Raw genomic sequence first — 18,071 nt, forward strand, 5'->3', positions numbered from 1 at the left:
TGCGAATAAACGCACGGTTTTAGGAATAACACAATGTGTGGAATAGTAGGTGCAGTTGCACAACGCGATATCGCAGAGATCTTAATTGAAGGTTTACGTCGCTTAGAATACCGTGGTTATGATTCTGCGGGTTTAGCGGTTGTTGATAATGACTGTAAAATGACGCGTCTGCGTGAAGCTGGCAAAGTTCAAATGCTGGCTGATGAAGCAGAAAAAACGCAAGTTATTGGTGGAACAGGTATTGCTCATACTCGTTGGGCAACACATGGTGAACCTTGTGAAGATAATGCGCATCCTCATGTATCTGGCTCAATTGCAGTGGTACATAATGGCATTATTGAAAACTACCAAGAACTAAAAGCAGATTTAATTAAAAAAGGTTATCAGTTTACTTCTCAAACTGACACCGAAGTTATTGCTCACTTAGTTAATTGGGAGCAGCACAAAGGCGGCACTTTACGTGAAGTTGTACAACGTGTTATTCCTCAATTACGTGGTGCATATGGCACCGTTATTATGGATAGTCGTACTCCTGATTTATTAGTTGCAGCACGTTCAGGTAGTCCGCTGGTGGTAGGTCTTGGTGTTGGTGAAAATTTCCTTGCTTCTGACCAATTGGCATTATTACCTGTTACTCGCCGTTTTATCTACCTTGAAGAAGGGGATATTGTCGAGATTACTCGTCGTCACGTTCATATTTTTTCTGTTGATGGTGAAGAAGTAGATCGTGATGTTATTGAATCTAATGTTCAATATGATGCTGGTGATAAAGGTATTTATCGTCATTACATGCAAAAAGAGATCTATGAGCAGCCTTTAGCGATTAAAAATACGTTAGAAAATCGCTTAAAAGCAGAAAGCATTGATCTGAGTGAACTAGGCTCTAAAGCGCAAGATATCTTATCTAAAGTAGAACACATTCAAATTGTTGCCTGTGGTACTTCTTATAATGCGGGTATGGTTTCACGTTATTGGTTTGAATCTTTAGCTGGCATTCCTTGCGATGTCGAAATTGCCTCAGAATATCGCTATCGTAAACCTGCAACTCGCCGTAATAGCTTACTTATTACGTTATCTCAATCTGGTGAAACCGCAGATACTTTAGCGGCATTACGTTTATCAAAAGAGTTAGGTTATTTATCGTCACTGGCTATTTGTAACGTTGCTGGGTCTTCTTTAGTTCGTGAATCAGAATTTGTATTGATGACAAAAGCGGGTGCTGAAATTGGTGTTGCTTCAACTAAAGCTTTTACCACCCAATTAACCGTTCTATTAATGCTGGTGGCATATATGGGACGAATTAAAGGTATCACTACATTAGAAAAAGAAGTTTCAGCCGCATTACATGCATTGCCAAGTCGTATTGAAAGTATGTTGTCTAAAGATAAAGTGATTGAAGCATTAGCAGAAGACTTTTCTGAAAAAAGTCATGCTTTATTTTTAGGTCGTGGTGATCAATATCCTATTGCGGTAGAAGGTGCGCTGAAACTTAAAGAGATCTCTTATATTCATGCTGAGGCTTATGCCGCGGGTGAGTTAAAACATGGTCCACTTGCGTTAATTGATGCAGATATGCCGGTTATTATCATTGCACCAAATAACGAATTATTAGAAAAATTAAAATCTAATATTGAAGAGGTTCGTGCTCGTGGAGGTTTGCTATATGTATTTGCAGATCAAGATGCTGGTTTTGAAGAAAACGAAACCATGAAATTAATTTCTCTACCTCATGTAGAAGAATTAATTGCACCTATTTTCTACACGGTGCCATTACAGCTACTTTCTTATCATGTTGCCTTAATTAAAGGAACGGATGTAGACCAACCGCGTAACTTGGCAAAATCAGTAACCGTTGAATGAGTTAACTGATTATTAAAATAATTAAATAAAGAAAATCCGGTTATCAATTTATTTAACCGGATTTTTTTATATCTAATTTTCAGTAGAATTTTAGTTATAGGATTTAAATACCGCCTGATCGCCTGCTTTATCAAAGGCGATAACTTGGTAAGGTTCTTTATAATCACCTGCATACATTCCTAAGCTGCCTGCTGGCATACCAGCAACGGCAATCCCTGTTTTACTTTTGTCTACTAAATCGATATTTTTTAAGCTATCAACAGGAATATGGCCCACTAAATCTTTACCTTTATAAGTGGCTAAATGGCAGCTTAATAAATTAGCCGGCACACCTGCTTGCTTATATTTCTGCATTAATTGTGTTTCTGACACAATGTTAACTTTAACGTTAAAACCCGCCTCTTCTATACCATCAGCCCATAAAGTGCAGCATCCGCAAGTTTCTGTTTTATAAACCTCAACGGTATTTTTAGTTGCGGCATGAGCTACACCTGTAAATGCTGAAATAGCCAAAATAGTAGGTAATAATAATTTTTTCATCATCAATTCCTTTCATTAAGTTGATAGACAAAACAATAATCTTTCCCCTTACTGGAAGGTCAATTCAATAAAAGTATAAACTTGTAGAAATTTGTAAAATAATATTTATATAAAACAAATATATAGATAATTTATTTTTTATGGTTATTTTCTTACTATTAACTGTAATACATGTTGTTTTTATAAGAAAAAAGCCTGCATAGCAGGCTTAAAATGGAGAAAACAGGGTAATTTAGAGTTAGGGTATAAAGATTATGAGAGGGTATTACTCATGGGTTAAATCATTTCTAATCAATAATAGCTTATGTTTAACTTGTGAATAGTATAAACCTAAACCTTGCTTTAGGTTAAAGCGGATAATTTTGTATAAAGGATTCAGTTTTATTGATGAAAAATAGAACAATAAAATGAAAAAATAAAAAAAACCAATATATTCAATATATTGGTTTTAGTAAAAGAGTCAGTGAAATCAAATGAAATACAAATTATTTGATAATAGTAATCTGCTTCACATCAATTTCAGTACTAGTCCACTCTTTATCTATTTTACCTTCAATTCTTACGGTATTTTCAGGAGTGACAGTTTGTCCTCGCCATCTTTTATGGTCGATATCAACGTTTATTCCACCTGTGCTATCTTCAAAAACATATAGCTCACCACCAATCTTTTTAGTGATTTTTCCAGTTAAAATAACCCAGGTATCATCAGATAACTCTTTTGCTTTATTTACGGTTGTTTCACTAATAGAAGGACCTTTGAACCCACCTTGAGTTGTATTTTCTTGAATACTTCCTTGAGGCGAAATAAAACCACCATTATTATGTTGGTTGGTATTTGCTTGAGATGCAAAAGCCAACGTACTACCAATTAATAATACTAGAATTTTTTTCATAACAAGCTCACCTTTTGGTTAAAATATAACTAATTATAGTCCCTAATTCTATTTCAGTTATTTTTATAAAACAGTATATTAAGGTAAATCTAAGTATTAATGCATCAACTGTTTGAGATTGTTATTTCATCAGCGGTTTTTTATTTCGTTTTATCCTTATCTGTGAAATAAGCATCTATAACTATGTTTTTGTTTTCTTTAAGTTAAACCTACTAGTTATTTCCCCTTTGTATCAGTGTAGGCGGTTATTCAAAAATATACCGCTTAGGATCATTGTTTTTAGATGTATAACCTCTTATTATCCAGCGCTTTCAAATTTTTTTTAATTTTCCCCTATTATTTTTAGAGGTTTTAGGTTTTATGACTAACGAACGCATTGCCAATCCTGGTCCATTAGGTTTAATGGGTTTTGGTATGACAACGATTTTGTTGAACATACATAATGCCGGTTTTTTTCCTGTTGTTTCTGTCATCATGAGTATGGGTATTTTTTATGGTGGAATTGCCCAAGTTATTGCTGGAATTTTTGAATTTAAAAAAGGTAATACTTTTGGCGCTACCGCATTCACTTCTTATGGTTTTTTCTGGATAACACTTGTTGGTATTTGGTTACTTCCTATTATGGGATTAAGTGAACCTACAACGCCTCTTTTCCTTGGTGTTTTTTTAGCGGTATGGGGAATTTTTACACTCTTTATGTTTATTGGCACACTAAAAGCCAATAGAGCATTACAGTTTGTCTTTTTAAGCTTAACTATTTTATTTGCTTTACTGGCTATTGGTAATATCAGTGGAAATGCATTGATTTTAAAAATTGCAGGTTTTGAAGGTATTATTTGTGGAGCCAGTGCTTTTTATCTTGCAATGGCTGAAGTATTAAATGAGATGTATGGTAAAACCGTGTTGCCTATTGGGCATAAATAGTTTTATTAACAGAAGTGGTTAATAATTATTTAGCCACTTCTATCACTCGACTTTTACGTTTAACGACCCGCCTTGCACACCACGCATAAAGTAACCCTGCTATGACACCTGCAATATGAGATTCAGTTGATACCCCTAATTGTCCGGGAATTAAACCATAGGCCATAGTTCCATAATAGAACAATACAAATAGAGCAATCACAATATCGATAACTTTATGACGGGTAAAAGCATGCGCAATAAGTAGTGCCCATAATCCAAAAATCCAGCCACTAGCACCCACATGGATAGCATGACGGCCAAATATCCAAACAAGCAACCCACTAAAAAAAATAATAAATATGCTAGCAGTGACATATTCTCGTAAAGATTGAGTCATAGATAAAAAACTGAGAATAAGCAAAGGCAGTAAATTACTAAAAAGATGAGGCCAAGAACCATGAACAAAAGGCGCGATAAAAATCCCAATAAATCCTTCCCCTGTTCGGGGAATAACACCCCATTCAAGTAAAGGAATAGGTAAAATACTGCCTATTAATTGAAGTAGGATTAATGTGATAGTTAAGCCACAAAGAAAATAAAATCTTTTTTTCAATCCTGCACTTCTCATAGCATTAGCCTTAGTAAAGTAGTGAGATTAATTTAGGTCTACTTATTTTATTACATCAGTCTAATAAGTTAAGACAAGCAGCGCCACGAGCACCACCAGCATCACCGTGACGCGCTTTTTCTATTGCTGGAATTTGTGCATTGCCATAAACACATTTGGCAATATAGTCAGGTAATAGCTCATAAAGCGCATTAAACTGTGACAAACCTCCACCGATAACGATTAAATGAGGATCAAGAACAGTCAGAATATTACTCAGATAAACAGCAAGTACTTTCATATAGCGATCTACATGTTCTATTGTTTTTTCATCACCTGCATAATATTGAGTAACAATATCAACCGCTCTTTGTGGCTCACCATTAAACGCTTTATACATTCGTTCAAAACCACGACCAGATAGATAAGTTTCAAAGCAGGCTTTTTTGCCGCAGCCACATAATATTTTAGGCATTGTTTCGCCAATAATATTATCAGCATCAACATTAAGATTCATGTGACCTATTTCACCAGCAATGCCGTTTTTACCTGATAGTACTTTTCCATCGATAACAAAACCACCACCAACGCCAGTACCAAGAATAAGACCTAATACTGAAGGATGATGACGAAATTCAGGATCCCAAGCTTCAGATAATGCAAAACAGTTAGCATCATTTTCTACTTTCACCGGTCTATCTAATATTTGGGATAGATCATGAACCATTGGTTTATATTTAGCTGCTGGCACATTAGTCGTAAACACAGTGCCTTCTTTAGCATTTACAATTCCAGGAATACCGACCCCAATTTTACCTTTACAGCCTAAATCCTTATCAGCCTCTAAAGTTAGCTCTTCAAAGGCATTTAACAGTGCTAGGTAGTCATTTTTGGGAGTAGGAACGCGTTTTTGCCAGATTTGTGTCAGATTTTTATCGAAAACGGCTAGCTCAATTTTTGTGCCGCCCATATCAAAACCATAATACATATCAGTCTCTTAATTATCCTGTAAATATTATCTACAACGAATTTATCGTTATAGCGCTAAATAACTTCTACCTATTTTTACCGCTTATGGATGTGAATAAAAATAGTGGCTTATAACAGTTGAGATTTTTTTATCTATTAAGTGTTCTTTTCAATTAACCTACTACGTACTTTCATTAATGCAAAGCCTAATAAGTTCAAACCACGCCAAAGCAGTGGGTTATTAGCTTCTTTATCTTGTTCACTTAAACCTATTCCCCATATTTTATCTACGGGGCTTGCTTCAACCAGAACTCGAGTGCCTGTTGAAATAAGAAATTGGCTTAGATTTTTATTTTGCGAAAATTTAGCTTCATTAGCGCGGATAACAATCTCTATGCGTTGTTGTTCCCAAATAGATTGGTCAAATCCTTTAACTTCTCTACCTAATGCTTTCGCTGTACCTGGATTTGAGGTGGCAATAATGCGCGCTCTAATTTCCATATCATTAAAAATTCTCGCTTTTTCAGCCATCATATAGTGTTCAGCAGATGAGTAACGTACATCATCTAATATAAAAGGTGCTGGATACCACTGGCTAAAGCAGCTTTTGTTCACTTCATCATTCTTGGTTTTATGCCCCCAAAAGAAGATAAATTTAATTTTCTTATTCGCTCGGAAATTTTTTTGTAATTGTTGTAAATCCATATTTTTTCTATTTATAGCAGGAATTTCATTGGATTTAATAAAGATAGCATAGAAGTAAAGAAGGATTGAGTGCATTTTTTCATTTATGTGAGGAGGTGAAGCGATTCCGCTAGTAAGAAAATGTATCTAAAAAAATATCATAAAATGATATTTTTTCGCTTATTAATAAAGAAAATACAACTGAAAATGCTAAGAATGTTCTTAAAAAAAGAAGTCTATATACTGTTATCGTTAACATTGGTTCCAAAAACGATTGTCAAAAATAGATTTAACCACCCTAGTATAAAAACGTATTAAGGTAAGTGTTTTTAATATAAAAATTTATCAATATTGGTATTTATATTTGTTATTGGTATTTATAACTAACAAACATGGGTAATTATATATTTATTATGCAGTTAAGTTTTTTTATTGTGTTTTTTCACTATTACATTCGCAATTTGAACTCTATCACGATTGTTATTTTGTTAAGTTAAATTAACAATACTATTTAAAGAGTAAAATATTTTCTTAGTTAATTATTCTAAAAAACTGGTATCTATTAGCGATATTTACTATAAGTGTGGGATGTTTGGTATCGTAGATTGATTATCTATTTTTGTCTTATTTTATAGGTGATTTTTTCTAAAACTTAACCAAATATGATGTATTGATTTTTTTGATGATAAAATCATAAGGCTATCTTATGATAAAAAACAATAAGTACCCTTTTTTTAGGTAAAAGGTAACGCTCATTTGATGATGATCAATATAGATAATTAATCTTCTCTATTTTTTTACTCTAGTTTTATATTAAGAATTGAATAGAAATAAGTCACTTTTTTTAAATTGATCTCTACCAAATATTTTCTTTTTAGAAGAAATAATATTATAAAGTAATTATTTTAGAATTTTATATTTGTAGTATTTATATAAAATGTTATTAATTTAGCTTTGTTATTAAAAAGGCATGAAAGTTTTTTTTTACGTTAAATAGGTGCTTTTTTAGGGATTGTTATCCCTAACTTTGCGGTAAGTAGAAATACATAAATTTATAAATGAGAGTGTGTTAAATCTTATTTTTTAGATTTTTTTGAGGTTGTGCTTTACATTAAAATAATTATACAATTCAAATTAAATAAACATTACTCGTAAAACGTTAGTGATTATTTTTTATTAAATGAAAAATATTTATAAAATGAAATTACCTTACATAGTTAATATCCATTAATAGATGAGAGTTCTAATATGAATTTATAAATATCCATTTTTATTGTAATGAAAGTTATCTCTAATGGTTATCTCTTTTTAAAGAGCATCTAATAATTGAACAAGGTTAAGTGTATAGTTATTAAAGGGGCCACACTATGTATGATGATATAAGCAACCTAAAAGATAAATTTCAGGAAGATGAATTTTCTTTTCAAGATTTTTCTTCCTCTATTACACAAGAAGTTGTGAATAAAAAAGAATCAAACAATATAATTAAAGAAGATAATAAAAAAAATAATAATTTAGTTAGCCGTTCTTTAACTAATAAAACGTTTTCAGAAACATCATCTGTGGTGAAAAACATACCAAAACAGCCTGTTACTAAGTCTATCCCTTCTTATCACCAGAATGCATTAGCAACAACCAAAGCAGAAAAAAACGATTTTATTAAGAGACAATCTACCACTTTATCTGATAATCAAATATTTGATAACGAAAAAACAGATAAGAATCATGCAAATGAAAAAATATCATTAAAAGATATATTGTCATTTATTGCATCTGTTTAAATAAGCTAGTTATTTTTATAAATAATATTGACTGGTGTCAATTTATAGCTATTGTTATTTTTTTAAGACCTAATTAATTCTTTCGGGATTTATTTTCCTGATAAGGAACCTTTGTCTTAAAAAAAAGATATATGGCGATGACAAAGGTATGGGTTTTATGAATAAAATATTAAAAATGCTAATTACAGCCTTTCTGTTAATAACAATGTTTTCATTAATTGTTATGCCGATGAGTGCTGAACAACAATATATCTTTGGTATAATAAATATATTGTTGCTGCTTGTTATTGGTTTTAAAAAATCCAAAAAGCGATTATTAACAATGGTTTTTTTATCGTTGCTAATGTCTACGCGTTATCTCTATTGGCGAGCAACAAACACTCTTAATTTTAATACTACTATTGAAGCTATTTTAGGTAGTGGTTTATTTATGGCAGAAATTTACTCTTGGATGATTTTAGTTCTGGGTTATTTCCAAACATCGTGGCCATTAAATAGAAAAATTGCACCACTACCAAAAGATATTTCTCAATGGCCAACAGTAGATATTTATATTCCAACATATAACGAAAGTCTTGATGTTGTTCGTGATACTGTTTTAGCGGCTCAAGCTATCGATTATCCACAAGATAAAATGAAGGTTTATTTATTGGATGATGGTAGTCGTGAAGAATTTAAACAATTCGCGAGTGATGTGGGTGTCACTTATATTGAACGTGAAGTTCATGATCACGCAAAAGCAGGTAATTTGAATCATGCTATGGCATTGACGGATGGTGAATTAATCTGTGTATTTGATTGCGATCACATAGCAACACGCGTCTTTTTACAAGCGACAGTAGGAAGCTTTTTGCAAGACCCTAAACTTGCGCTGATTCAAACGCCACACTATTTTTATTCATCAGATCCTTTTGAACGCAACTTAAGTGCTGCGAAAGATGCTCCCCATGAAGGTGCTCTATTTTATGGTCCAGTTCAACGTGGAAATGACAACTGGAATGCAACGTTTTTCTGTGGCTCTTGTGCCGTTATGCGACGTAGTGCTCTTGATGAAATCGATGGTATTGCTGTTGAAACAGTGACAGAAGATGCACATACAGCGTTAAAACTACAACGCTTAGGATGGAATTCCGCATTTATTGATATTCCTTTGGCTGCGGGTTTGGCAACAGAACGTTTAGCCTTACATGTTAACCAACGTATTCGTTGGGCTAGAGGGATGACTCAAATATTTAGGGTTGATAATCCTATGTTAGGTCGAGGGCTAACTTTTCCTCAGCGCTTATGTTATCTCAATGCGATGATGCATTTTCAGTATGGTTTACCTCGGATTATATTCTTAACTGCCCCCTTACTGTTTATGTTATTTAACCTCAATATTATTGCCTCTTCAGCAAGTATGATTTTTGCGTACGCATTGCCTCATTTAATTATGTCGGTATATGTGAATTCCAAAAATATTGGTAAATATCGTTATTCTTTCTGGGGAGAAGTATATGAAACGGTTATGGCATTTAGTTTGGTATTACCTACATTATTAAGCTTAATTTCACCAAAACTTGGTAAGTTTAATGTAACGGATAAAGGTGATCTGCTTGATAAAAGTTTTATGGATTATCTAACTGTACGTCCTTTGATTATCACTGCACTTTTTCTTATTGCAGGTATTTCATGGGTAGTTGTTCGTTATTTATTAAATGATTTTCAAGGTATCGATCCGCTCGTTATTGTTTTAAACCTTGTTTGGGCAACTTACAGCTTATTTATTATTTTAGCATCAATAGCTGTAGGTAAAGAGATGCGTCAAATCCGCAAACACACTCGTATTAAAGCAAATTTACCTATTACATTACATTTTGATGACGGTACTGAATTAACAACGACAACAGAAGATATTTCAATGGGGGGGGTATGCATTGCGATAAATAAAATGGCTGAAGTTCGTCAACATAATGTCACTTCCATTACCTTAAGTGTTCAACGAGATATCGTTACTCTGCCTGTCGATCAAGTTAGTTTGGAAAATAATCAATTACGGCTCGAATTTCTACCTATTGATTTAAATCTACGCCGTAAATTAGTCCGTATTATATTTGGTCGCGCTGATGCATGGATTAATCAAGCAGATTACAAAGATAGCCCAGTAAGAGAGCTTGGTGGTATTACGCGTTGTATTTTTGAATTGTTCTTTGGTCGTCGCCAGAAAATAAAAGCACCGGCTGTGCGCTCTAATGCTAAGTCATCGCTCTCTGTTCAATCAATTCACGGAGATGACTAAGAATGAAAAAGAAACTGACTTTGATGCTAAGCCTGACAGCAATGGCTATTGCTAGCATTAATTTATCTCAAGCCGCGACAGGTATGTTTGAACTAAATGGTGAAGCATTGCCTGACCCAACATCATATTCCCACTCACCATCTCAACAAAAAAATGAAGCTAATCAGCTTGATGGACAACTTGATAATTTATCGCTTTCTGAAGCGCGCAATATTGAAGAGCAACTTACATTATCGCAAATGGGGAGCCCATCGCCGATAGTGTTATCTGGTAGACGTTTACTTTCAGGTGTCACTTTTAATATGGCAAATGATTTATTTATTGATAACGCCACATTAACGATGAAAGTAAAAGTATCACAAGGATTAGTGGAATCTGATCAGACGTTACACTTAATGTTAAATGGTCAACCTATGGGATTTCTGCCTTTAGAAGAAGGTGATAAAGAACATGAATATATTCTGGAAATTCCTGAAATGATGCTTACTAATGTGAATAACCTTAGTTTTCGTTTGGCCAATCGTGATGCACTTGACGAAAACCAATGTACGCCACCGTTAGCTGATGGATTAAGCCTGACTATTTCCCCTGAATCATCATTAGATTACCGGGGTCGTTGGATTAATGGCGGGTATAGTTTAGAGCGATTGCCCCTACCGTTCTTTGATCCCGACAGAATGACAGCGACCTCGTTACCAATAATATTGTCAGATAAACCAGATCACGCAGAAGTGACAACAGCAGCAATTGCCGCATCATGGTTTGGTAGTTTAAGCCATGATATTAGACAGTTTGATTTACCTGTTCTTATGAATCAATTACCGGAAAGTGATGGCATATTAATTGGTTATGCTGGGCAAACTATTGCTGGTATTACATTGCCATCGGGTAATAATGGGCAACTCACCATTGTTGATAACCCTGTCGATCCTGTTTTTAAATTATTACTTATTAGTGGTGATGATGAAAAATCATTACGCCAAGCTGTTTGGGCTTTAAATAGCGGTAAATTACCGCAAAAGGATCATTTAGATGTCCCTACACAAAATCTCGTTACTCGCAAAGATTACGATGCACCACGTTGGTTAAATACAGATAAACCCGTTACGTTAGGGCAAATAGCCAATGGTAGTGATGATTTTACCCGCCAAGGTATCAATCATGCGCCTAATCAGTTCTCGTTTCGTGTATCACCCGATCTATTTTGGTGGGATGGCGATGCATTACCGTTAGAACTAAAATATGTATTTCCTCATTCCGATAAACTTAATAATCGTAATTCATCATTAATTGTATCTTTAAATAACCAATTTATTGGTTCTTTATATCCTGCTCGTTCAGAGCCTTTAGGTATGCTAAGACAGTGGTTAGGCATAGAGAGTGAACAGCAAAGTAGCACTCTTTATTTAAGTCCTCATCAGATTTATAGCCAAAATCAATTACAGTTCTATTTTGATTTGCGTGAGCCTGACGATTCTCCTTGTATTTTAGCTGATGGCAGTAATTTGATTAGTCGTATTGAACCGCAATCAACACTGCAATTTAAAAATACTTGGCACTACTCAAGAATGCCTAATTTAGCTTATTTTTCAGGTGCTTCATTTCCATTTAGCCGCCGTGCTGATTTTTCACAAACCACATTGTTATTACCAGAAAATCCAACAGTTGAAGAGCTTTATACTTTAGTGAATTTAATGGCGAGATCAGGTTATTCCACAGGAACACCTATTTCATATGCCTCTGTTTTTTTAGGTGCGAAAGCGTTAGAAAAAAGTAATTTAACTCAACATGATGTGTTAGCTATTGGTTCATTAAATAGTGATGGATTTTTGCCTGCTCGTTTTTCTCAACAGGCATTTTCATTTGTGAATAAAAATATCGAAATCAAGTCGCAATCTATTATCGATAAAGCCAAAGGCTGGCTTGCTGGTGATGTCTTATCACAAGGTGGTGATGCTGCCAATTATTTGTCTTCACTTAATGATTGGCGAGGTATGGTGAGTTTTGTCTCTCCTTGGGCTAAAGATCGTGTTGTTGTGTTAGTTACGGCAAAGGGTAATACATCAATAAAAACGATTATTGGCGATTTAAATTTAGCTGATATTAATGCGGCGATTAAAGGCGATATCACACTAATAAGTGGAAAAGATACCGTTAGAAGTTTTCATTTAGGTGAACACTTTTCTCAGGGCGATTTACCTCTATTACAGCAATTTCTTTGGTACAGCTCTCGACATGTGTACTTGTTAGGACTTTTAGCTGTCGGTTTTTGTGCATTGACGGGAATGGTGACCTATTGCTGGTTACAACGTCGTTCTGCGCGTCGTTTAGCTCAAATATCACAGCATCATTCAGATAAATAGGGGGGACTAATAATGAAAAATCATGCGCTGAATATAATAGTAAAAGTGATTTATGCGAGTTGTATTCTTGGTGTAACAAGCCAAGTACAAGCAACAGCAACAGATCCTAATATTGTTAGTTCTTTAATTGAACAAGCTAACTATTGGCATGGTAAAGCACACGATGAACGTGCAGTAGAGGCGTTGCAAAAAGTACTGATTATGGAAAGTAATAATCAGGATGCGCTCTATTTAATGGCTTTCTTTACTGCACAACAAGGTAATGAAAAGCAAGCGACTTATTGGCGTGAAAAGCTTGTACAAATAGCGCCTCAAGATCCGCGTATTGAGGGATTAAAAAACATCCGATCATCAAAATTTAATGATCAGCAATTAGGTTATGCCAGAGAGTTAGCTAAAAAAGGGCAACATGAAGAAGCGATAAAAGCCTATCAGCGTTTATTTGTGAGTAATGAACCCCCTGAAACAGTGGCTCTTGAATATTATCAAACGATGGCGGGTATTCCTGCAATGTTGCCACAAGCTATTGCTGGATTAAAACAACGTGCTGCATTAATGCCAGATAATAAAGAAACGCAGAAAGCATTAGGACTAACATTAACTTATAACGAAGAGACTCGCCGTGAAGGGATTGCTGTTTTAAGTAAGATCTCAGGTGATGAATCTGCCAATAAAGGGCTTCGCCAAGCATTATTATGGCTTAATGTTCGTCCTGATGATGAAGGATTATATAAAGCGTATTTACAAGTAAACCCTAAAGATACTGCAATTGCAGAGCATTTCCAAAGTGCAATTCAAGGTAATGCTCGTCAAGCAGGTTATGAAGCATTAAATAAAGGTAAATTGAAAGATGCCGAAAATTATTTCAAACAGGCTTTATCTGCTGACAATAAAGATGCACAAGCTCTGGCTGGATTAGGTTATACCGCTTTACGCTCTGGCGACTTAGCAACAGGGCAGCGTTTATTGAATCAAGCGGCACTTTCTGGTGGTGATCAAGGCAGCAAATGGAAACAACAAGCTGATGATGCGGGTTTTTACGCTCAGTTGCGTGATGCACAACAACATGCCAAACAAGGACAAATCCAACAGGCTTTAGATAAGTTATCGCCTCTCACTGGAGCAAGCGGTGAGAAAGGATTATCAGCTAACTTATTACAAGCCGATTTATTGCGTAAACAAGGAAACTTGCCTGCGGCTCATCAATTGCTTGCGGGTTTATATCAACAAAATAGTCGTAATGAAAAAGTAGTTTCAGCTTACTATTATTTATTGGTACAAGAAGGCCAAAATAGTAAAGCAGAGCAGTTAGTTACTCAGCAATCAGCTTCTTTACGTCAAAAATTAACGGCGAATACTGATCCTTCAGAAAAACTACGTCGTGAAGCACAAAAAGCATTAGAAAATGGTCATCGTGTTCAAGCTAGACAATTACTTGTTCAGGCTCAACGCAAAAGCCCGCAAAATAATTGGGTGTATTTGGATTTAGCGCGTTTAATGGCTGCTGATGGTGATAGTGCTGGTGCAAAAAATATTATTTCACAGTTAGAAAATCGCAAAAATAGCGATACCGATTATGTTGCATCACTATTTTATGCTGAACAAAAACAGTGGGATAAAGTTTTTAATTTGCTAAATAGTCATAATCAACAAACTGAAGCTGAAAAAGAGTTACTACAACGTGCTCGTTTTTATCGTCAATTGACGCAAGCAGAACATTATCGTCAATCAGGTAATATTGTTGCGGTACGTAATACATTGCGTCCATTGATTAATCAGGTTGCTGATTATCCAAATGATGTTGGAGAATTGGCAGAAAAGTTGGTTAACAGCGGCTTAAATGATGAAGCGTTACAACTTATTGAAAATGATATTGCCAAAGGAACAAAAGGTTCTGTTGGTAACTACGCGGGTCACATTAATGTTTTCAACGAGTTAGGCCATTATGCACAAGCAACTAGCTTGATTAATGATCCTGCATTACAGCAAGAAACATCTATTGCTGATAAAAAACGTTTAGAAGTGAACACTAAAATTGCACAAGCTGATAATTTGCGTGAAAAAGGTGAAATTAAAGCCGCTTACGATACGTTAGTTGGCGCATTAAATACCTCGCCGGATGATCCTGATTTATTAATGGCATTAAGTCGCGTTTATTTATCACAATCAATGCCGGATCAATCTAATAAAATTCTCTCTTATTTAGAAAAAGAGCAAGGCAAAGACAGCAAACTTATTCAGGCTCAAATAGAAGTTGCACTAGCACAAAAAGATGGCCGAAAAGCACAACAGTTATTGCAACAACTTCCTGCATCTTCACAACCTGCTTATTTGTTGCAAGCAGCTCAAATTGCACAATTAAACGGTGAAAACCGCAAAGCCCTTACATTGTTGCGTAGTGCACAATGGCAAAATACAGCGGGAGGAACCTCAAATACAGGTGTCATTAAAACTTCGGCAGGGCAGCTTAGCGATATTCATGGTGATAATAGTGTTATCGCGAATTCCATTTATGAACGTAAAGAGATGGCTTCTGTTCAACGTTCTATTCATGAATTAGAAGAAAAAGTTTCACCTTGGGTTCAAGGGGGGGTTGCTGTTCGTCATCGTAATGGTGATAAAGGATTATCCAATGTTACCGAAATAGCTGCGCCAATCAGTATCTCTAGTGTTCCAGGTGAAGAGTTCCGTTGGGAATTTAATGTTACCCCCGTTTCTATGACCAGTGGCGCTGTTTCTGGAGAACGAGCAAACCGCTTTGGCTCGGGCCAATTACAACATGCTGAGCGCTTTGCGAAAAATAGTGATAACAATAATGAAAAAGCCAAAATTAATGCGGATGAAGCAGGAAGCCAACGTGCATCAGGTGTTGAATTAGGTTTACGCTTATCACAAGATGATGTCAGCTTTGATGTAGGTTCAACACCAATCAATCAAGACTCAGCTACGGTTGTTGGGGGTGTTACTTATTCACCTAAAATTGGTCAAAATGGACAGTTAACATTAACCGCTGAACGCAGAGCGATTAAAGACAGTTTACTTTCTTATATGGGACGTACTGATCCATTAACAGGAGAAAGCTGGGGTCGCGTAACACGTAATGGCGCAAGTGCTCAATATGCGTGGGATGATGGTAAAGTTGGTGCTTATGCTGGTGGTGGTTTTTACAGTTATAACGGTAAAAGTGTTTCAAGTAACGAGGAAGTCAAAGCTTGGATCGGTTCATATGCAAAATTTTATCAAGACGATCAGCAAGAGTTAAAAGCAGGTGTTCATGTTGATTATATGAACTTTAGCAATAACCAAAACTATTTCTCATTAGGTCATGGTGGATATTTCAGTCCACAAGATTATGTATCAGTTTCATTACCTGTTGCTTATACGCGTCGTTTTGATAAGGGGGAGGTCTCATTAAATGGTGCTGTTGGTGTACAAAGTTATAAACAAAAAGGTAGCGACTATTTTCCTACACACTCTTATATGCAAGATAATTTAAATCAACATAACGCTTCAGATCCTCGTATTAAATCGCATTATGAAGAACAAGATGAAACAAATATAACCTATCGATTAGGTTTAGATGCAAAATATTATCTCACTAAAGAATCTGAATTAGGTATCAGTATTTCACATGATACTTCAGGTGATTATGCCGAAGATAATATGTGGTTACACCTAAAATATACACCAGATTTTCTATCTAAATAATAGAGGAGATAAATAATGAATAAGCATGATAGTGATATTTTACAATTACCTTTTGAAAGCGGCTGGCAAGATTTAACTCAGTTATTATTTTTCCAAGTGCTAAATGATAACGATATTTCAACCGCAGAAAATAAATTAAAAACTATCGGTAAGGAAATGGCATTACGTTATCCTTTACCTGAAAGTGAAAATATTCAATTGCTTGAATCTCATATTAATCGTGTATTAACGTTATTTAAATGGGGATTTGTCACTATTTCACCCGCAATGAGTGAACTGTTATTAGTGCATTGTGCATGGCCTCATTTTACACAAAGTAAAGATGATCCACAGTGGCGAGCAGCAAGTGCAAGCGTATTAGAAGGATTATATGAAGGCTGGTTATCGCACCAAGGCGGTAATGAAAAAATGCAAGTTCATCGCCAATCTACAGATGCAAAAGATGTGTTTATTTTCCGTTATGCGCATCAAATATCTGCTGAGTAATAGAACGTATGCTTTATTAATAAGCATTGGAGGTTAAAAATGAATGAAATAATATTTAATGATGATAATTCTAAATGCTTATTGATGAAGCAATTTACCAATGATGTTTTTATGATGATAGTGACAGATGCAGCAGGTAATATTGTTTATGCCAATGAAAAATATTGTCATTTTAATAATGTTTGTTTCGAAAATATCAAAGATAAAAAATATAATTTATTTTATTTAATTGATAAAAATAAAATAAATAACTGTAAGAAAAATAAAACGAAAGGTGTGTTTAGATTAGAAGCAAGCAATAATAGTAATCAGCAAAAAGATAAATGGGAAGATATTAGTATTATTCCTGTTTTTGATACGGATAATATAATTTCTCATTATGTGTTTATTAGTTTGGATATTACTGATAAGGTAGAATTGAGAGAAGAGTTATTTAGTAAAAGTTATATTGATTCGTTAACAGGAATATCTAACCGATTATGTATTGTCGAAAAAATTGAAAATGAGCGGTTAAATATTAAAAATCCATCTTCTTTTTGTCTCGGTATTATTGATTGTGATAATTTTAAATTAATTAATGATAAATTTGGCCATCATGCAGGTGATAAAGTACTGTGTGAAATATCAAATAGATTATTAAAATTAGAATCAAAAGAAGTTTATTGTGGCCGATTAGGTGGCGATGAATTTGCTATTCTTTTTCCATCTGGATTGCGCTCGTGTTCTATTGTTCTATTAGAAATAATAGAATCACTATGGAATTCAATAGATAAACCAATAAAAATTAATTCAGATAAAATACTAACACCATCAATTAGCTTAGGTATCGCTGAATATCCAAAAGATGGAAAAACACTTTCTGAATTATTAAAATCTGCGGATAAAACATTGTATTCCATTAAAGAAAAAGGTGGGGGTAAATATGGGTTCTATTCTGGTTTTTAAGTTAATCTAAATTAATTTCTATTTATAATTTATGTGGTGGATTTTTTATCT

Annotated in this window: 13 protein-coding genes; 8 read left to right on the forward strand and 5 right to left on the reverse strand. The window is 34.6% G+C overall.

What is annotated here, in order from left to right:
* Positions 1-33 precede the first annotated feature (33 nt).
* The gene (gene glmS / locus M997_RS01485) at positions 34-1,860 is read left to right on the forward strand and encodes a glutamine--fructose-6-phosphate transaminase (isomerizing) (RefSeq protein WP_064718359.1); all 1,827 of its coding nucleotides are present in this window, start codon (positions 34-36) and stop codon (positions 1,858-1,860) included.
* Positions 1,861-1,950: 90 nt separating this feature from the next.
* Here the strand turns inward: glmS and M997_RS01490 are convergent, their stop codons facing one another.
* Both M997_RS01490 and M997_RS01495 read right to left on the reverse strand, forming a co-directional pair.
* A complete protein-coding gene (locus tag M997_RS01490; protein ID WP_064718360.1) occupies positions 1,951-2,400 on the reverse strand; it encodes a DUF411 domain-containing protein in 450 nt (149 codons plus the stop codon).
* A gap of 485 nt (positions 2,401-2,885) precedes the next feature.
* On the reverse strand, positions 2,886-3,293 hold the full coding sequence (locus tag M997_RS01495; protein ID WP_064718361.1) for a YgiW/YdeI family stress tolerance OB fold protein: 408 nt from the start codon (positions 3,291-3,293) through the stop codon (positions 2,886-2,888).
* 360 nt (positions 3,294-3,653) lie between these two features.
* Between M997_RS01495 and satP the strand changes: the two genes are divergently transcribed.
* The gene (gene satP / locus M997_RS01500; protein WP_064718362.1) at positions 3,654-4,217 is read left to right on the forward strand and encodes an acetate uptake transporter; all 564 of its coding nucleotides are present in this window, start codon (positions 3,654-3,656) and stop codon (positions 4,215-4,217) included.
* A 25-nt stretch (positions 4,218-4,242) separates the two neighbouring features.
* Here the strand turns inward: satP and M997_RS01505 are convergent, their stop codons facing one another.
* From M997_RS01505 to ybiA, 3 genes are all read right to left on the reverse strand, one after another.
* Positions 4,243-4,827 carry a rhomboid family intramembrane serine protease gene (locus tag M997_RS01505; RefSeq protein WP_064718363.1) on the reverse strand — a complete coding sequence of 195 codons (585 nt, stop codon included), beginning with the start codon at positions 4,825-4,827 and terminating at the stop codon, positions 4,243-4,245.
* 55 nt (positions 4,828-4,882) lie between these two features.
* A complete protein-coding gene (gene nagK, locus M997_RS01510) occupies positions 4,883-5,794 on the reverse strand; it encodes an N-acetylglucosamine kinase (protein ID WP_064718364.1) in 912 nt (303 codons plus the stop codon).
* A 137-nt stretch (positions 5,795-5,931) separates the two neighbouring features.
* Positions 5,932-6,480, reverse strand: coding sequence for a riboflavin biosynthesis intermediates N-glycosidase (ybiA, locus tag M997_RS01515; protein ID WP_064718365.1), 549 nt, complete (start codon positions 6,478-6,480; stop codon positions 5,932-5,934).
* A gap of 1,346 nt (positions 6,481-7,826) precedes the next feature.
* Between ybiA and M997_RS01520 the strand changes: the two genes are divergently transcribed.
* The 6 genes from M997_RS01520 to M997_RS01545 all read left to right on the forward strand — a co-directional run bounded on the left by M997_RS01520 (position 7,827) and on the right by M997_RS01545 (position 18,020).
* Positions 7,827-8,240: a hypothetical protein gene (locus M997_RS01520; RefSeq protein WP_064718366.1), complete on the forward strand. Its 414-nt coding sequence runs from the start codon at positions 7,827-7,829 to the stop codon at positions 8,238-8,240.
* Positions 8,241-8,397: 157 nt separating this feature from the next.
* Positions 8,398-10,518 (forward strand): UDP-forming cellulose synthase catalytic subunit, encoded by a 2,121-nt coding sequence (gene bcsA / locus M997_RS01525; RefSeq protein ID WP_064718367.1) that lies wholly within the window; start codon positions 8,398-8,400, stop codon positions 10,516-10,518.
* Between the two features lie 2 nt (positions 10,519-10,520).
* Positions 10,521-12,881: a cellulose biosynthesis cyclic di-GMP-binding regulatory protein BcsB gene (gene bcsB, locus M997_RS01530; RefSeq protein ID WP_064718368.1), complete on the forward strand. Its 2,361-nt coding sequence runs from the start codon at positions 10,521-10,523 to the stop codon at positions 12,879-12,881.
* Between the two features lie 12 nt (positions 12,882-12,893).
* Entirely contained in the window at positions 12,894-16,589 is a 3,696-nt protein-coding gene (locus M997_RS01535) for a cellulose biosynthesis protein BcsC (protein WP_064718369.1), read from the forward strand.
* 15 nt (positions 16,590-16,604) lie between these two features.
* Positions 16,605-17,075 (forward strand): cellulose biosynthesis protein BcsD, encoded by a 471-nt coding sequence (bcsD, locus tag M997_RS01540; protein WP_064718370.1) that lies wholly within the window; start codon positions 16,605-16,607, stop codon positions 17,073-17,075.
* A 39-nt stretch (positions 17,076-17,114) separates the two neighbouring features.
* A complete protein-coding gene (locus M997_RS01545; RefSeq protein ID WP_064718371.1) occupies positions 17,115-18,020 on the forward strand; it encodes a sensor domain-containing diguanylate cyclase in 906 nt (301 codons plus the stop codon).
* Positions 18,021-18,071: the final 51 nt, after the last annotated feature.

Source organism: Proteus hauseri ATCC 700826, assembly GCF_001654965.1.
Classification (GTDB): Bacteria; Pseudomonadota; Gammaproteobacteria; order Enterobacterales; family Enterobacteriaceae; genus Proteus; species Proteus hauseri.